The 16,803-nt window shown below is 36.5% G+C and carries 15 protein-coding genes; 4 read left to right on the top strand and 11 right to left on the bottom strand.

All coding sequences use genetic code 11. From position 1 onward, the window contains the following. Window positions 1-9 precede the first annotated feature (9 nt). Together cas2 and B9O19_RS07490 are read left to right on the top strand one after the other, a co-directional pair. Complete coding sequence (gene cas2, locus B9O19_RS07495) at window positions 10-300, top strand: CRISPR-associated endonuclease Cas2 (RefSeq protein ID WP_102365838.1); 291 nt, start codon at window positions 10-12, stop codon at window positions 298-300. 384 nt (window positions 301-684) lie between these two features. Next, window positions 685-870, top strand: coding sequence for a hypothetical protein (locus B9O19_RS07490; protein ID WP_102365837.1), 186 nt, complete (start codon window positions 685-687; stop codon window positions 868-870). Window positions 871-1,300: 430 nt separating this feature from the next. Here the strand turns inward: B9O19_RS07490 and B9O19_RS07485 are convergent, their stop codons facing one another. From B9O19_RS07485 to B9O19_RS07455, 7 genes are all read right to left on the bottom strand, one after another. Continuing rightward, window positions 1,301-2,092, bottom strand: a complete 792-nt coding sequence (locus tag B9O19_RS07485) for a tocopherol cyclase family protein (protein WP_245862901.1) — start codon at window positions 2,090-2,092, stop codon at window positions 1,301-1,303. Further along, entirely contained in the window at window positions 2,085-3,389 is a 1,305-nt protein-coding gene (locus B9O19_RS07480; protein WP_102365835.1) for an FAD-dependent oxidoreductase, read from the bottom strand. The genes B9O19_RS07485 and B9O19_RS07480 overlap by 8 nt, the downstream gene beginning before the upstream one ends. Before the next feature lie 474 nt (window positions 3,390-3,863). Beyond that, window positions 3,864-4,340, bottom strand: coding sequence for a DNA-deoxyinosine glycosylase (locus B9O19_RS07475; protein ID WP_102365834.1), 477 nt, complete (start codon window positions 4,338-4,340; stop codon window positions 3,864-3,866). 481 nt (window positions 4,341-4,821) lie between these two features. After that, the gene (locus B9O19_RS07470) at window positions 4,822-5,661 is read right to left on the bottom strand and encodes an aldo/keto reductase (RefSeq protein ID WP_102365833.1); all 840 of its coding nucleotides are present in this window, start codon (window positions 5,659-5,661) and stop codon (window positions 4,822-4,824) included. Window positions 5,662-5,672: 11 nt separating this feature from the next. After that, on the bottom strand, window positions 5,673-6,071 hold the full coding sequence (locus B9O19_RS07465; RefSeq protein WP_102365832.1) for a cupin domain-containing protein: 399 nt from the start codon (window positions 6,069-6,071) through the stop codon (window positions 5,673-5,675). Continuing rightward, on the bottom strand, window positions 6,071-6,559 hold the full coding sequence (locus B9O19_RS07460; protein ID WP_102365831.1) for a flavodoxin: 489 nt from the start codon (window positions 6,557-6,559) through the stop codon (window positions 6,071-6,073). The genes B9O19_RS07465 and B9O19_RS07460 overlap by 1 nt, the downstream gene beginning before the upstream one ends. Window positions 6,560-6,573: 14 nt before the next feature. Then, window positions 6,574-7,746, bottom strand: a complete 1,173-nt coding sequence (locus B9O19_RS07455; RefSeq protein WP_102365830.1) for an iron-containing alcohol dehydrogenase — start codon at window positions 7,744-7,746, stop codon at window positions 6,574-6,576. A gap of 133 nt (window positions 7,747-7,879) precedes the next feature. On the opposite strand from B9O19_RS07455, the gene B9O19_RS07450 reads away from it, so the two are divergent. Beyond that, entirely contained in the window at window positions 7,880-8,326 is a 447-nt protein-coding gene (locus tag B9O19_RS07450) for a MerR family transcriptional regulator (protein ID WP_102365829.1), read from the top strand. A 378-nt stretch (window positions 8,327-8,704) separates the two neighbouring features. Here B9O19_RS07450 and B9O19_RS07445 read toward each other — a convergent pair whose 3' ends face one another. Next, entirely contained in the window at window positions 8,705-10,153 is a 1,449-nt protein-coding gene (locus tag B9O19_RS07445) for a GntR family transcriptional regulator (RefSeq protein ID WP_102365828.1), read from the bottom strand. Window positions 10,154-10,319: 166 nt separating this feature from the next. Here B9O19_RS07445 and B9O19_RS07440 point away from each other — a divergent pair, with 166 nt between their 5' ends. Continuing rightward, a complete protein-coding gene (locus B9O19_RS07440; protein ID WP_102365827.1) occupies window positions 10,320-12,572 on the top strand; it encodes an EAL domain-containing protein in 2,253 nt (750 codons plus the stop codon). A 72-nt stretch (window positions 12,573-12,644) separates the two neighbouring features. Here B9O19_RS07440 and B9O19_RS07435 read toward each other — a convergent pair whose 3' ends face one another. The 3 genes from B9O19_RS07435 to B9O19_RS07425 all read right to left on the bottom strand — a co-directional run bounded on the left by B9O19_RS07435 (window position 12,645) and on the right by B9O19_RS07425 (window position 16,798). Next, complete coding sequence (locus B9O19_RS07435) at window positions 12,645-13,082, bottom strand: GyrI-like domain-containing protein (protein ID WP_102365826.1); 438 nt, start codon at window positions 13,080-13,082, stop codon at window positions 12,645-12,647. A 389-nt stretch (window positions 13,083-13,471) separates the two neighbouring features. Beyond that, window positions 13,472-15,799 carry a sensor domain-containing diguanylate cyclase gene (locus B9O19_RS07430; protein WP_158648946.1) on the bottom strand — a complete coding sequence of 776 codons (2,328 nt, stop codon included), beginning with the start codon at window positions 15,797-15,799 and terminating at the stop codon, window positions 13,472-13,474. An 81-nt stretch (window positions 15,800-15,880) separates the two neighbouring features. Continuing rightward, on the bottom strand, window positions 15,881-16,798 hold the full coding sequence (locus B9O19_RS07425) for a helix-turn-helix transcriptional regulator (protein WP_306560084.1): 918 nt from the start codon (window positions 16,796-16,798) through the stop codon (window positions 15,881-15,883). Window positions 16,799-16,803: the final 5 nt, after the last annotated feature.

The raw sequence follows: 16,803 nt of genomic DNA, 5'->3' as shown, positions 1-16,803 counted from the left end.
GTGAGTTTCATGCTTGTTTTAATCACATATGACGTAAACACCGAAACGCCCGCCGGAAAAACAAGATTAAGGAAAGTAGCGAAACAGTGTGTTAACTATGGTCAGGGAGTACAAAATTCAGTATTTGAGTGTTTTCTTGATGCAGGACAATCAAAAATGCTGTTACATAAGTTAGAAAAAATAATAGACAAAGAAACTGATAGCCTGCGTTTTTATTATCTTGGAAACAACTACAAAAGCAAAGTTGAGCATATAGGGATAAAGCCATCACACGATGTAAATGAACCCCTGATATTTTAGGTGCGAACCGTAAGCTCACATGATTTCCCTAGGAGGTTCGCACCGCGTTTTTACAAAAATATATAATTAGAGACATTCTTATAAACACATATTATATTAAAGATTTAAATATTATGTCGCAATATAACAATTATAAGAATAAAAATATACCAATTTTATATATTTTTGCAGTCGCACCCTACACGGGTGCGTGGATTGAAATAACTTTTGATTTATTTCGTGTTCTTCTGTTAGACGGTCGCACCCTACACGGGTGCGTGGATTGAAATGACAAGGAAGTAAATATGCTATCAAGGTTTTCAGGCGTCGCACCCGTGAAGGGTGCGTGGATTGAAATTATACTACTGATTGTACTGCAAATATAATATATAAGGTGATGAATAAATGACTAAAATAGTAGATGATGTTGATTGTCCAATGTTGAAAAAAGAAATAGAACTAGGTTATTGTATTGAATTACAGTGGATTGTTGATGGCGGAGTAAAACCAACAAAGGATGAAGAGTTTTTAACTCAAAAGCATTATGAAATTTGCAGAAATTGTAAAAAAAGAATAGACCCTAGTTTATAAATGTGTATAGATAAAAGCTGTAAAAATTAAAAAATTTTAACACCAGTTTAGCAATTTTAAATTTTAAAATAGAATCAGAGAAACCTAAACATGAGAAAATAAGTCACCCACTATGCGTATGTGTGGATTGAAATGTTAAACTTACAACGGATGAATTAAAGAAGTTGTGTCGTGCCTTATGCGGGTTCGCGGATTGAAATGAAAACTACTGTGATTTCCTAAATTACTTTGACAAGGTCGCCCCCTATACGGGTGCGTGGATTGAAATCAATAATTGAGGGAAGTCTCGGCACAATGTTTGATGGTCGCACCCTATACGAGTACGTAGATTAAAAATGTTCAGACTGATGAGAGCGTTATATGTGTTCGTCGCACTCTACATTGGTGCGTTGATTTGGCGCATCCAATATGGATGCGCCAAATTATTCTATTATGCCTCGTATTCAAAACTCACATTGTTTGACTTTAAAGAAAACAGCATATCGTCATTTTTATAAAATCTAAACTCCCCGGCGCAGGCTGCCGTTTCTATTATCGTTCTTGTCATCTCACCTTTGCTTGGGGCGCTCAGCTCTTGTCCGTTATTTTTGTCTATATCTATCTCCAGTTTATATTTCCCCTGCTCCAAAATTATTTTGTCTTTGGCACACTTTATAACCTTTACTCCCAAATATGTTGCCATTCTATATTCAGTCCCATTATACTGAATGATACAAATGCAGCCTTTAAAATGAAATCCCAAAAATGGTATATCCGCAACAGAAGCCATAATTGAGCAGGGCTCATCAAAATCATTAGCCTGAACCCATACATATGATGACGGAAACGACCTTCCGCTGTCCTTTTCGATATATCCCAAACCGTTTGTGAAGTCTATTTCTTTTCCGTTTAGTTTCAGCCTGCCTTCCAGTGTGTGGCGCATACTTATGATTCTGTGCCTGCACTCCATTGGAAAATATTTAAAGGGCCCCATTATATCATATTTTATAGGCGACAAATTCCGGTACTCCAAATCGCCGTTTAAGGAAATTTCATCAGTTTTTATATTTAAACTAACGCCTTTATCAGAAAAATAGTTCTCACCTATAAACGGAACATTGTATGAAGAATCCCTGGTTATTACCTGTATAAACTCCTCTGAATTTGACCTGCCCACAACCAAAGAAAGAACATCGTCTCCTTTTTGGTGTTTATAATAATATCCGTCAAAATAGTTACCCAATATCAACACCTCCGGTCGCAGGATTATCTATCAAATCCCCGTTTTTTTCAAACCTTGAGCCATGGCATGGACAATCCCAGGTGTGCTCAGCCTTATTCCATTTAAGCGCACACCCCAAATGAGGGCAGCGTTTTAAGGTCGGCGTCAGCAAATTTGTTACCGCTTCAAAACCGTTGACAAAAAGCTGGGGCTTTAAAATATTCCTGCTTGGGTTAAACAGCGGTTCATATTCACTGCTCTTTCCAACCACCAAATCTGCAAGAATTTCAGCCGCCGCCATAGACGATGTCATTCCCCACTTGTTAAACCCGGAGGCCACATACAAGTTTGGAGTGGTTTTAGAGTAACGTCCTATATATGGGATTCCGTCCAAACTCATGCAGTCCTGAGCCGCCCAATAAAATTTTTCTTTAGCTTTAGGATAATATTTTTCTGAAAATTCTTTAACCGCTCTCCAGTTGCCTCCTTGCTTTCCCGTCCTGTGACCTCCTCCCCCAATCAGCAAAAGGTCTTCATAATTTCTGAAAGACATACCGTTTTCAGCTTCATCAATATACATACCGTCAACATTGTCTGCGTTTTCAAAGGCAATAACATATGAACGCTTCTGATACATCTTTATAAAATAACTGCCGTGTTTATTTATAAACGGAAAGTGTGTTGCAACAATTATTTTATCTGCCAATATCTTACCGCCGTCAAACTTTGCCCAATTTTCACTTATATCGGTTATAAAAGTATTTTCATATATATTCAGCCCTTTTACTATTCCATTTAAAAACTTCATTGGATTAAACTGCGCCTGGTTTTTAAATTTTACGGCGCCTGCTGTCTTGAATGGAAGGCTTGTCTCAGATGCAAATTCTGCATTAAATCCCAGACTGTTTACTGCGCTTACCTCATCCTCAATCTTTTTTCTATCATTAATCGAATAAACATACGCGTCTTTTGTTTCAAAATCGCAGTCTATATTTTCAGCTATTAATCTATACTCTCTTAGAGCTTTTTCATTAGCGGATAAATACATTTGGGCTTTTTCACGTCCGACCGATTTTATCAGCTTATTATAAATCAACCCGTGCTGAGACGTTATTTTAGCCGTCGTATTTTTTGTTATTCCATATCCTATTCTGCTTCCTTCAACAAGTATATAATCAATACCTTTTTGCTCCAGCATGTATGCGCATAGTATTCCGCATATGCCGCCGCCTATAATTAAAACTTCAGTTTTCATTTCTTTGTCCGCTTTTGGGAACTCAGGTAATTTAATACTGTCCGTCCAGACTGATTTTTTCATTTTTATTCCTCCGAACCATTGCTTTTACATATTATTATTTCCGAAATCAGTCAATAAATTCAATACGCTTCAACAGATATAAAATCTAACTCTAATAAATAAAAAATGGAACGTAATAAAACTATCTTTTTCAAAAATGCTGCAAAAAAACAGCGCTCTTTTCATGGCTAAAAGCCTGAAGAGAACACCGTTTTCCTACTATTATTAAGTTTTTTATGTGGTTTACTAACGCGGCTTTATTTTTTACATCTCAATACAACTTTTATTTCTGTATTGAAAATAATTTATATTTAATAAAACTATTGTTTTTTCTTTAATTTTAAAACACAAATCATGGTATATTGAAAATTTATACTTAAAAACATCTTATGTGGAATTTAAAAAATAAAACATATCTAACGACAATTATTTTTTTATCTTAACTTTATAAATAAATTTATTTGCTGAATAAATATTAACAAATAAGAGAAATATTTATAAATAATCTAAAATCACTTTCCATTCATTTATTAATTTATCCAGTGAATATGCGGCGTTGGCAGGGCTGGTAGACGGAAGCTTTACCGCTTCATAATCGCAGTCCATATATTTTTTATATAGTTTATGCGCTGTTCCTCCGTTTGTAAAAACTGCTTTTATATCAGAATTTTCAATTATATTTTTTATATCATTCACACTCACATTCTTTATTGAGCTGTCAGACGAACCAATTATATCACAGCTTTTTATAACATCCCATACGGCAATGTGATTATGAATTAAAAATTCTCTCTTTTCTTCAATCGTTTGAGGACATTCAGAACGCGTCAGTTCTGCAAGAACTTTCCAAAATCTATTTTGCGGATGACCGTAGAAAAACTTCATTTCTCTTGATTTAACCGAAGGGAAACTTCCCAATATCAAGATCTTAGAATTTTTATCATACACCGGAGGTATAGGGTGATTTTCCATAAAACTAATTTCTCCTTTTTTAATAATCAAATTAAAACTATTATATCACTCATATTCTATTTTGCAAGTTTAAAAGCCGCTAAATATTGTTGAGCCGCTCAGACTGCCGATAAAATTATTAAGAGTTTAACATTATACACAAAATTTAATGTTTAGCCCCTATCGTCTGAAAAGTGAATATGCGTGGCTGCAGATGAGCGCACAGCATTTTGGAGCGGTTTTTATCCTTCAGTCAGCTTCAATGACAGTTCCATAGACTGAGGGAATCTTACTTGTTTGCACAACTTTTTTCTCAAACCGCTTTTTCTGCATGCTAAGCGACCAAATTGTTAACAAAGCATAAAGCGTTTGGCATTATACACAAATTTAATGTTTAGACCCCATTGATCTAGGGGTTAAAAGTCCGTTATTATCTGCACGCTAAAAGGCTCAGCATTACCGAGCCTTTTAAAAACACAATATGGGATTTTATTTTCTTATATTATTTTAAACCTGTTAAATATTCAACAGTTTCGGGGTCATAATGGGACAGAAATAAACTTTCGGTTCCGTCTAATTCCAAAATTCTTTGCTTATCCTCTTTTGAAAGTTCGAAATCAAAAATATTAATGTTTTCTTTCATTCTTTCTTTATGCGTTGTCTTTGGTATGACTATAATATCATTTTCTATAAGATACCTTAAAATAACCTGAGCAACTGATTTATTATGACTTTCACCAATTTCTTTTAAAACCGGGTTTGAGAAAATATTATTTTTCCCTTCCGCAAACGGCCCCCATGATTCGTGTTTAACGCCGTACTTTCTCATCCAATCATGAGCCTTTCTCTGCTGTAAAAATGGGTGCGTTTCCACTTGGTTTACCGCCGGAAGCACTTCATTAAACTTACAGAAATCAACAAGCCGGTCAGGGTAGAAATTGCTCACCCCTATAGCTTTGACTTTTCCGGCTTTATAAGCTTCTGTCATAGCCCTGTATGTTCCGTAATAATCTCCGAACGGCTGATGAATAAGCAGCAAATCAATATAATCTGATTTAAGCTTATTTAAAGACTCCTCTATTGAGGCTTTTGCTCTTTCGTAACCGCTGTTTGAAATCCATACTTTTGTTGTTATAAATAATTCCTCTCTAGGCAGACCGCATTTTTCAACCGCATTTCCAACGCCCTCCTCGTTATGATACGCCTGGGCTGTATCTATTGACCTATATCCTGTTTCAATAGCGTCAGACACACATCTTTCGCATTCCTCCGGAGTGACTTGAAACACTCCATAACCGAGTATAGGCATTTTTACACCATTGTTCAAAGTTATATATTTCATATTATATCCCCTTATTCTAAATTATTATATGCTTCATCTGAAACAGGCTCCAGCCATTCGTTATAAGCCTCTTCGGCTGGAACCTCAACAGCTAAATGGACAAAAACACTGTCCTTTGCCGCTCCGTGCCAATGCTTTACTTCCGGCGGAATATTGACAACGTCTCCGGCGTGTAGCTTTACTGCTTTTTCGCCCTCAGCCTGATACCAGCCTGAGCCATAAGTAACGAGCAGAATCTGTCCGCCCTTGTGATGAATGTGCCAGTTATTTCTGCATCCCGGTTCAAACGTGACATTACCTATAGAAACTCCTTTTTCAGTGAGCATGTTGAGATACGCTTTTCCGCTGAAATATTCTGCGAACATTTCAGGCAGTTCTCCGCCTCTCGGAAAAATACCAATATTATTCATTATAACTCACCGCCTTGCTTAATATTCTCTGTCCACTTTTCTATTTCGTCTTTCTTTGTCTTCATCGCCGTTCCGCTGAATTTAAGATTAAGACCGCTTTTGACCTCTGCGCCCCGGCACATATCTTTTATATCTTCAAAGGTGTGGCCAAGCCACCCGCCGTTTGTTGCAAAAGGATATATAACCTTTCCGCTCCAATTATTTCCCGACAGCACTGTTCTGACAGGAGGAGCAAAAGTATACCACCAAACCGGCGAGCCTAAAACTACGGTATCATATTGGCTCAAGTCACATTTTAAATCCACTATCTCAGGCTCCACCCTATTGTCAACTTCCTTTTTTCCTTGATTTACAACCGAGTTATAGTCCCCTTCATAATTTTTGACAGGTTTTATTTCAGCTATATCAAAACCTGTGGCTCTTTGAATCATTTTAGCCACTTTTTCTGTGTTACCGCTGTATGAGTAATATAATACCAGACCTTTCATAAACAGACCTCCTATTAACGATAAGATTTTTTAACTATCTCAGCGCAGTCCTCATGACCCAATTCACACGGGTCAGCTTCAAACAATCCTCCCATTGTCTCACGGGCGTTGGCTGCTATAACATCGGCTTCAATTTTCTCAATTCCGAAATCACTCATTTTTAAATCTCCTACACCGCAATCGTTCTGAAGTTTTTCAAGAGCAGTGATAAAATCATCAGCTTTATCCGCGTTCTCCATTCCCAGCGCCTTAGCCATTTTAACAAAACGCTCGTCACAAATATGCTGGCTGATAAAATACTTATAATACTCTTTAGAAATCATTATCAGACCGGCTCCATGAGGCAAATCCTGGTGATAGGCGCTCATGGCGTGCTCAATAGAGTGCTCGCTTGTACAGCTGCTCAAGGTCATTACAACTCCTGATAATGTATTCGCTAAAGCCACATGCTCTCTTGCCTCAATATCATTCCCGTCTTTAACCGCCCTTGGCAGATAATTGCCAATATTTTCTATTGCCGTTAAAGCATACATATCGCTCATAAGATTTGAGCACTTTGCAATATAACACTCCGTACTATGAAACAAAGCGTCAAATCCCTGATATGCTGTGAAACGCGGCGGAACAGTTTTCATAAGCTCAGGGTCAACAACCGCTATTATAGGAAACAGCTCATCTATACCGCCGAACCCTATTTTTTCGTTAGTTTCAGGGTTGGTTATAACACCCCACTGGTCCACCTCCGAACCGGTTCCGGCAGTCGTGGTTACAGCAACTATAGGAAGCGGAGCATTCTTTATCGGCATACCTTTGCCTGTCTTTCCAAAGGCATAATCCCATAAGTCTCCGTCATTAGTTGCTGAAACAGCTATTGCTTTTGACGCGTCCATAACACTGCCGCCGCCCAAGGCTACTATGAAATCACAGTTGTTTTCACGAGCGAACTTTCCGCCCTCCTCAGCTGTGGCTTTAAGCGGATTCGGCTGAATCTTATCAAAAACAACCGTCTCAACTCCCGCCTTGCTCATTTCACTTTTTACAGTATCCAAATATCCGTTTTCCTTTGTTGACTTGCCGTTTGATATTACTATAACAGCTTTCTTTCCCGGAAACTCCTGTTCATGCAGTTTTTTAACAGCTCCTAAACCAAATAATATTCTTGTTGGTACATACATATTAAAACTCATTTTCTATTCCTCCATTGACTTGATTTAAATTTTGTGATACAATTCTTAATGTTCAAATACATTATACAACTTAAAGTTAACTTTAAGTCAATACCTTTTTTGAAAATTTTTCTATTTTTTTGGAGGACTGGTTATGGTTTATACAATTGGGGAAATGGCTAAGAGATTAAATGTGGCTCCGTCAACGCTGAGATACTACGACAAAGAAGGAATGCTGCCGTTTATTGAACGTTCCAGCGGCGGTATAAGAATGTTTCAGGAAAAAGACATGTCTTGGCTTCAGATAATTGAATGTTTAAAAAAAACCGGCATGCCTATCAAAGATATAAAAGAATTCGTTGACTTATGTATTGAGGGCGATGGCACTATAGACAGACGTCTCGAAATTATCACTAAGCAAAAGAAAGCTGTCGAGCGGCAAATTGAAGAAACTCAAAAAATGCTTGATATGCTGAATTATAAATGCTGGTATTATGAAACCGCAAAGGAAGCCGGAACATGTTCGGTTCATGAAAATTTATCTGCCGAAAATATTCCTGAGGAATTTCATAAATTTATTTCATGTAAACACAGAGAGTAAAATTAAAAATTTTATTTAACTAACTATATTACCGTAATCTGCCAAGAGCTTTTTTATAAGCAGATAAAAACATTTAGGACGTTTCACGTACAGCCGATTTTATCAGCTGTTATAAATCAGCCTATGCTGAGATGATTTTCAGCTGCCGTATTTTTTGTTATTCCATATATCCTAAATAAAATCGACAATTGTATTTAATTAAAATATATAGAATCTTTATAACTTCCGAATATGTTATTTCTTATAAAAATAACATATAATTATAATATGGCAGGCCTGAATAATTCAGGCCTGCCATATTTTTACTTATCTGATTTGTATTTAATAAAAATTAGATTTGCAAACCTTTCAGCACAGCTAATCAATTATAAATTATTTTTATTCCGGCACTACAAAGTTTTTGGCCTCTGTCAATCCATATCCAATTAAATAATCACGCACTATTTTAAGGATATGACCGTAACATTCGGAAGTCTTCGCGGCAAACCCTTTTTTATCCCCATGTTTTAAACATTCAAATGCCTTTTGACTTTTAAAATTCAGTAAATTTGCGGCTTGACTGCCGTCTCTGTAAAAAGCGTAATAATATCCCCCGTAAATTATTTCACCCGTTTCCTCTAATATTGTTTTTAAAGGACGCAAACTCACATACTTATTTATACATTCCTGAATACAATCAAGATTTATGGAATCATGACAACTCATTTTTTCATCCAATTCATTTATAACATCTTTATCTATGTTTTGAAAGGCTGACTCCGCCGCAGCCTTAACCGTTATGGTCATAAGCTGCAGAGCGCTTAAATACATTAAAGTATCCCGCTTGTATTTTTTATTCTTTATACTTTTCATCGCCATTTCTTTATTCTGCAGCATAGCTTTTGTTCCTTTTGCATTAAACGTTTTGGCAAACCCTAGTTCATTCAGCATTAAAATAGCTTTTCTGACTGTTGATACGCTAACTCCATATTGTTCAGAAAGTTCAGCCTCATGCGGCAAAAATGTGTCCGGCTTATATATTCCGCTTCCGATTTTATCTATCAGTTCCCGAGCTATTTGAGTATAATAATGTTCTCTTCCCCTTTCAGCCGCCCAGGAATAGTCATACTCTCCCTCTTCGACATTTGGATTTTTTTCGGCCATTATATCCAAATACTTTTGTATTGCGTTAATTACCGCGTCATACATTAATCCGAATCTATAAATTATTTCGCTTCTGTTCCCGGTAAGCAATGATTCCATTACCCACATCGAATTCCCTATACTTTTTGTATCCACTAACTCAATAAATCCGTCATGGCTTGAAAAAAGCGGAAGCCTGGCATATACCTCTAAACTAACAAATAAATCGCGGAACAGTAAGTTATTTGATTTTTCCAAAATATCATAAAGAAAATCAGAAGCCACGCTCCATCTGCTTTGCGTATCTTTCTTCTTGCTGCGGCTCAAGCTCTTTTCCCATAAATCTAAATATTTCTGACCGCAAACCTGAGACGAAAAACAAAACAGTTCAGGCATCAACAAGGCCATGGTTTGATAAACTTCAACAATAAATGATTTACGCTCCAATACATACTTAACCGCTGATTCTTGGCTGTCTTTATTATCGCTGTAGATAACAACCGCAGCCTTTCTCTCCTCTGTCTTAATATATCCCTCGCTGCTCAAAGCTCTGAAAACATCTTTTACTGTCCGTATTCCTATATTATACTGTTCAGAAACACTGTTCATCGACGGAAGACTTTCACCGCATTTAATTCTGCCGCTGACTATCTGTTCTTTTAAATTCTCATATAAATACTCAAATAAGGTGGTTTTATCTTTCATAACTCTTCTCCCGATAAATGTTTATCTTAGATTATTATAACATAAAATTCATTATTTAACAATTAGCTATATGTATACGTACTCAAATATCTTATTGTTTTACTAAAAAAATCATGCTAAAATTATTACACAATAATTATGATATAGAAATTCAGGAGTTGTTAAAATGAAAAAAACACAAGACGTAAAAATATATAGTATGTCTGTAAGTCCTGTTATTCAAACCTGTATTGTTTCTATAATTCTAACGGCTGTAATAACTTTTATGCTATGGAACACCTCCGGGCTAAACACGGTTCTTGAAAACAGCACCAATTCTTATGTCAAAGACGCGTCATTTCAACAAGCCAACGATATATCATCAAAAATCAACTCTTTTGAACTGGCTTTGGAATTATTGAGCGACTCTATTAAAAAGTTACCAAATGAAGATTTACTGGAAGAATTTTTAAACAGAAAAGCAGAAATATTAGATTTCGATTCTCTTATCTTGCTTGATAAAAACAATAAAACTATTCCCTCAAATACTGAAAACCTAAACAATTTATCCGGCATAAAGAATTCATATAACGGCGAAAAATCAATTACATATATTGAAGGTCAAAGCCTGGTATTTTCCGTTCCAGTAGAATCTAACGGTGAGATTAATCAAGTTCTGGCAGGCGTCTGCAAAAAAGAAAACATACAAAACCTAATCGCGCCAAAAAGCTTTAACGGAAGCGGCCTTTCCTGTATTATTGACAATAATGGCAAGGTTGTAATTTCACCTACAGATGTAAAGCCGTTTATTCAGCTTGATAGCATATTTATGGCCAAAGATGAAAACAAGACAAAAAATGCTATTGAAGAAATGAAAAGTCATATGTCCAGCGGAGAACCCGGAGTATTCAATTTTACTTCCGTAAACAATTCACGCCTTGTTCTTTCATATCATCCGCTGGGCATAAATAATTGGGTACTGCTGACTCTTGTTCCGGCTGATTTAATATCGGGCGAGGCAAACAACTATATATTGCGCTCGTTTATAATAGTCGGTATCGTCGTACTTATCTTTGCTTTGTTTCTGATTATAATATTCAGATATTATAGAAAAAGCGAAAACCGGCTTAAAAAGTTTGCATTCTCAGACAGTCTTACCGGAGGGTTAAACAACTCCGCTTTTCAATTGGAGTGTCAAAAGTTAATTTCAGAATCACCGCCCATGACTTATACTGTTATAATGATGAATATTAAGGGGTTTAAACTTATCAATTTAAATTATGGAATTGAAACCGGCAATGATACTATTAGATATATACATAAAGTATTAAGCCGCCATATTAAAGAAGACGAGATGATAACGCGGAGTGAAGCAGACCACTTTTTCTTATGCTTAAAAGAATCTGACAAAAACGTTATACAAAAACGCATTGATGAAATGACAGCCGATATTAATTCATACGCGCAAAACTCTGATATTCCACATAATATAAAAATCTCACAAGGCGCATATATAGTGGAGGAGCCCGGCTTAAACATAAGAATGATTCAAGACCGCGCCCGCACAGCCTGTCAGCTTCAAAATAAAATTTCAGATTGTTCATTTTATAACTCTGAGATAACAAATAAAATGATTATGGAACAGAAACTTTGCAGTCTGTTTGACGACTCAATAAAAAACAATGATTTTCACGTTTATATTCAGCCCAAAATAAACCTTAAAAACAGTGAAACAGGCGGCGCTGAGGCCCTTGTAAGGTGGTTTCATCCCGACCGCGGGATTATCTATCCGTCAGATTTTATTCCTCTGTTTGAAAGAAACGGAAACATAATACAGCTGGACCTTTATGTATTTGAAAAAGTATGTGAATACCAAAAGCAAAGAATAGACAGCGGGAAAAAACTTTTTACCATATCTGTTAATCTTTCAAGGGTACATTTTAGAAATTTAAATTATCTGCGTCCGTTTATTGAGCTGAAAAACAAGTATAACATTCCGGATGGAGTAATCGAACTTGAATTAACAGAATCAATATTTTTTGATAACCAACAAATAGAACTGGTGAAAAACGCAATAAACCAAATGCATAGTTATGGCTTTCTATGTTCATTGGATGATTTCGGAGTTGGTTTTTCTTCACTGGGACTTTTAAAAGAATTTAATGTCGACGCTATCAAACTGGACCGAAAGTTTTTTGAGGATATAACAAACTCAAAGAGCCAAAATATAATCATAAGTTTTATAGACCTTGCCAAAAGGCTGAACATACACGTTGTTGCGGAAGGTATTGAAACTTCTGAACAGTTAAATTTTCTCAAAAGCGTCAATTGCGATATGGTTCAGGGATATATTTTTTCAAAACCTCTGCCTTTAAACGAATTTGAGAAATGGGCGGACAGCCGAGAAAACAAATGTGATGATTCGCTCGTATATAATTAATAAACAAGCCATTTTAATTATCGCCCGCCGGGAAAATCTTTTAAATTAATCCGGCGGACGGTAAAACAAATTTTATAAGCTAATATAAAGATTTATTTCTGCATTTTCAAAATCTTCATTAAGATATTCCTCAAAATCCGCCTTATAACTTCTTTCAAGATTCATTTTCCATATTTCTTCCCACGCCTCGGCAACAGCGTCAACCATATTTCCGCGCACAGAAAATTTTGCGTATTTTCCTCCGGGAATGGTTTTTATGACCATATCGTCATTATCCGCTTCAGTTACCTCACAGCCTGCCGTCACACAATAATTATCACCCTCGTAGTCTGAATAAAGACCTATAGCGAAACTGTTAGCTCTGTTTTTTATCTTGGCTATTTCTCCGCCCGGATACAGCCTTGTCCACAAGTCACCTATTTTTTTCTGCATTTCAGGGTCGTTATTGGATGTCACTGCGCTTATCCCAACCACGGTTTTGGGTTCCAACTCAACGATTTCATATTTCATTTTATTACCTCCTAAGTTTTGATAATGCTATTATAATACTATTAATATGACAACAGCATGTCATATTTTATAAAATAATATATTAACCAACCCGGGCTTATCTTTTATTTGACAAAACAAATCAAATTTTTATTTCCCGTAAACACGTTAGAAATCCTGATGAAAATTGCCGCTCAGTATTGAAACATAAATCTATGACATTCATTTGCTTTGATATACTCAATAATATAAAAATCCATAATCCGTTTCTTTGAACTGAATCATTTTTAATTAATTTATACCTCTTAATCTAAAAATATTGTTTAGTCTTATCCATGAACGGAACGTTGTTATAACAAAAAGGCGCCGTGAGAGGCGCCTTATAATCTGACGATTATTTATTAAACGTTTTAATTTTGTATTTCGGATTCCGAATCCGTAAATATCCACAAAGTCTCATGGCTGTTCTCTCCGTAATTCTTAAATTTTAATATTCTAAGCTTCAGCCAGGAGCCATCCTTTTTTTGATATAAAAATTCAGGCGTTATATTATCGCTCAATTTCATTTTTAAACCGTTATAATCACACACGCTTTTAAAATACTCTATATATTTCGGTCTTACATTTCTAGCAGCATATAGCAGCAGGGCTTTGCTGAATACATCACCTGTCTCTTTTAAAATTTTTTCAAAATAAAACGGTATATAGAGGTGTCTGACTGTATCCCTGTCTAAATCGACAAAATATACCCCTTTGAATTCAGGAGCTAAAACCGAGAGAAACGCGTCAGCGTCCTGTTTTTCCAAAACCATCTTTTCAACCTGCTTATCCAAACTGCGTGAACTTCTGACCGCTCCTCCTTCACAATAAAACTTTCTTTTATCATTTCTCATTTTTGCTTCTGCTTCATTAATTATCAAATCGTATCTGTTAAAAGATTCTTTCCAGGCCGTTCCCACCGACAACGCATAACCTTGATTTTTAAGTTCGTATCTTACAGCTTTAATTTTCTCTGAAATCACAGTCTCAGTCTTATTTTCGCTTAAAATTACGAACTCGTCTCCGCCAATCCGATAAACGCCGTCATCGCCAAAATTTCGCTTTAATGCATCCGCCACAGCTTTCAGCATATCGTCTCCGGCTTGATGACCAAGGCAATTGTTTATTTCATGAAGACCGTTAACATCAATATAAACACAGCCAAACGACTTTGGTTTATTACTCGATAATCTTTCCAAAGCGGCGCTGAAACTGTTTCTGTTCAAAAGCCCTGTCAAGTTGTCTATTCTTCCAAGTCTCTCCAGCTCATAATGAGCTTCATAATGGTTTAAAGCCATAAAAAAGCTTAGAGAAACCTGTCTCAGCGGAACATCGCTTTCCCAACGGCGCTTCATATTGCAGGCGCCAAATATTATTGTCAGTTCACCTCCTGAACCTGATACCGGAATAAGCATAAGATTGTTAATATTAAACTGAGCCAAGTTCTTTCCTCCGACAGGAAATTCCTCAGCAACAGCCTTCATATCATAGCTTAATATGCCGCCCCTTTCAAGAAGAATATTAAAAAGTCCCGGGAACAATTCAGACATTTCATTATCTTCATCTATATCAAAATCAATGCCCGAACCGTTATAACAATACTTAATATCGGAATGCCCGTTGATTATCCAAAAAAACGCCGCTTCTGCAGTTAAATAATCAGAAACCTTTTTAAGTGCTCTCTTAAAATTCTCAGGATGCAAATGCGCGTCAAACAATTCCTTTTCAACTTCAAGCATATACTGAACGTTCTTGAGCTGTTCATCCATCTTTAAATTTTCACGCCTGACATCCTTAATCATCCATATAAAATAAATTAAAACAATGAGGAAAAACGACAGAGCTAATCCAAAGAAGAACCTCATCATCACGTTAGCCTGAGAAAACACCTCATCCTCACTGATGCTAAGCAAAATCATCCAATCTTGTATGCCTACAGGTGAGACGTAAGAATAAAGATACTCGCCTGATGTTTGAGACAAAAAAATCGCGGAGCTGGATTTTCCGGCGGCAATATCCGAAACAAATTGGTCGCTGCTGTAACCTTTTTTGGTCTTTCTATCGCCGAACCCATACATATTCCCCAGCGTTTTATGCTGTGTGTCCTGCAAAAAATTACCCGTTTCCCTCTCAACCAAATAAATCTGAGTCTCATTGCCATAATCTGCGGCAGGAAAATATACAGGAAGCTTATTAAGGTCAACCACACCGATAATAATGGCTTCATTTTCACCGTTTCGCTCAATAGGAACACATTGTCTTAATATATAATTATACTGATTTTGATAATCTTTTTCGCGTTTAGAAATATGCACACCCTTTGACAGTTCCTCCTGATAAGAAAGCACTCCTGACATATCCAAAATTTCTCCGTCACCCGTAAGCATCATACCGCCCGGAAGCAACAGCTCCAAACGCGAAATTAAACCCATTCCCTCAAAGGAAGAAAGGATTTTTACTATCTCATCACGCTCTGAAATATCATACTGTTTTATTATGTTTGCAGCGCCGTTTAAAATATTTCTGTCACTCTCAAGCGTTCTCTTTATATCACTGCCAATTTCTTCTGTGTATCCGGTCAGCCGGCTGAAACATGCTCTGCGCTCAAAATCATAGCATTCCTTGCCTGCGGCCGCTATAACAGCAGAGAGCAAAACTATTAATAAAACTGTTACAATAATACGTTTGTTTTTCTTCATATACATTGCCTCATATTCATCCATACAGCCATATAACACGCCAACTATATACTAATTTAATCTATTAATTTATACAACTTATTATTCTTGTTTATAGATTTTTAATATTTTTTCTATTTCAGACTTATACCCGCTGCGAACCTCTTTAGGCTCTAAAACCTCACAGTCTTTCCCAAAAGTTGAGATATAGTAATAAAGCCACTGGTCCTTTGGACACATTATATAGGCAATGAAACTGCCGTCCTTATCCGCATAATATTCGTCGAATTCATCATAAACTCTGTAAGCCAGCTTTTTCGATATTCTCATCTTCAACCGTATAAATTCATCGTTGAAACTATTTTTTTCTTTGAAAATCTTCCTGGGAACACTCCTGCTGAAAATTTCTTCTTTTATTTTCACGTTTATTATGCGGGTCAGTTTAAAAAATCTAAAATCATTTCTAAACCTGCAGAAAGCATATAGATACCATGACCCACCTTTAAAACATAGTTTTAAAGGCTCTGCCTCACGTTTTGTTCTCTCGCCTGAACCGCTGAAATACTCAAACTCTATCACCTGTTTATTAATAATGACCGACTTGATTATTTCAAACGTCTCGGCAGTTTTCTTATAATCCGCCCAAGACGAAAAATCTATTTCCAGCCAGGAATCCGCTCCTCCGCCAAACATAGCGCCAAGTTTTTTAAGCGCCGTATCAGTTCGGTCCGCCCCCACAGCACTTACAGCTTTAAGAGAAGACAGAATATCGTTTCTCTCCTCCTGCGTCAGAACCGTCTTATTAAGCACAAAATCGTGAAGCAGAGAAATACCGCCGTTTCTGCCCTTCTCAGTATAAATAGGTATACCGGCCGCGGAAAGAATATCTATATCTCTGTATATAGTTCTGGCTGAAACCTCAAACCTTTCAGCCAGCTCTTTCGAAGTCACGGTCTCTTTATTGAGCAGAATATAAATTATCTCAAACAGTCTGTTTATCTGCATCTTGCTTCCTTTCACATTTT

This window comes from Monoglobus pectinilyticus, assembly GCF_002874775.1.
Lineage (GTDB): Bacteria > Bacillota > Clostridia > Monoglobales > Monoglobaceae > Monoglobus > Monoglobus pectinilyticus.
The sequence above is the reverse complement of the archived record's forward strand: the minus strand, read 5'-3'. Positions and strand labels throughout refer to the sequence as shown.

Coding starts and splice junctions, on each gene's coding strand:
- cas2 (WP_102365838.1), top strand. CDS start 10: ATGCTTGTTTTAATCACATATGACGTAAACACCGAAACGCCCGCCGGA.
- B9O19_RS07490 (WP_102365837.1), top strand. CDS start 685: ATGACTAAAATAGTAGATGATGTTGATTGTCCAATGTTGAAAAAAGAA.
- B9O19_RS07480 (WP_102365835.1), bottom strand. CDS start 3,389: ATGAAAAAATCAGTCTGGACGGACAGTATTAAATTACCTGAGTTCCCA.
- B9O19_RS07475 (WP_102365834.1), bottom strand. CDS start 4,340: ATGGAAAATCACCCTATACCTCCGGTGTATGATAAAAATTCTAAGATC.
- B9O19_RS07470 (WP_102365833.1), bottom strand. CDS start 5,661: ATGAAATATATAACTTTGAACAATGGTGTAAAAATGCCTATACTCGGT.
- B9O19_RS07465 (WP_102365832.1), bottom strand. CDS start 6,071: ATGAATAATATTGGTATTTTTCCGAGAGGCGGAGAACTGCCTGAAATG.
- B9O19_RS07460 (WP_102365831.1), bottom strand. CDS start 6,559: ATGAAAGGTCTGGTATTATATTACTCATACAGCGGTAACACAGAAAAA.
- B9O19_RS07455 (WP_102365830.1), bottom strand. CDS start 7,746: ATGAGTTTTAATATGTATGTACCAACAAGAATATTATTTGGTTTAGGA.
- B9O19_RS07450 (WP_102365829.1), top strand. CDS start 7,880: ATGGTTTATACAATTGGGGAAATGGCTAAGAGATTAAATGTGGCTCCG.
- B9O19_RS07445 (WP_102365828.1), bottom strand. CDS start 10,153: ATGAAAGATAAAACCACCTTATTTGAGTATTTATATGAGAATTTAAAA.
- B9O19_RS07440 (WP_102365827.1), top strand. CDS start 10,320: ATGAAAAAAACACAAGACGTAAAAATATATAGTATGTCTGTAAGTCCT.
- B9O19_RS07435 (WP_102365826.1), bottom strand. CDS start 13,082: ATGAAATATGAAATCGTTGAGTTGGAACCCAAAACCGTGGTTGGGATA.
- B9O19_RS07430 (WP_158648946.1), bottom strand. CDS start 15,799: ATGAAGAAAAACAAACGTATTATTGTAACAGTTTTATTAATAGTTTTG.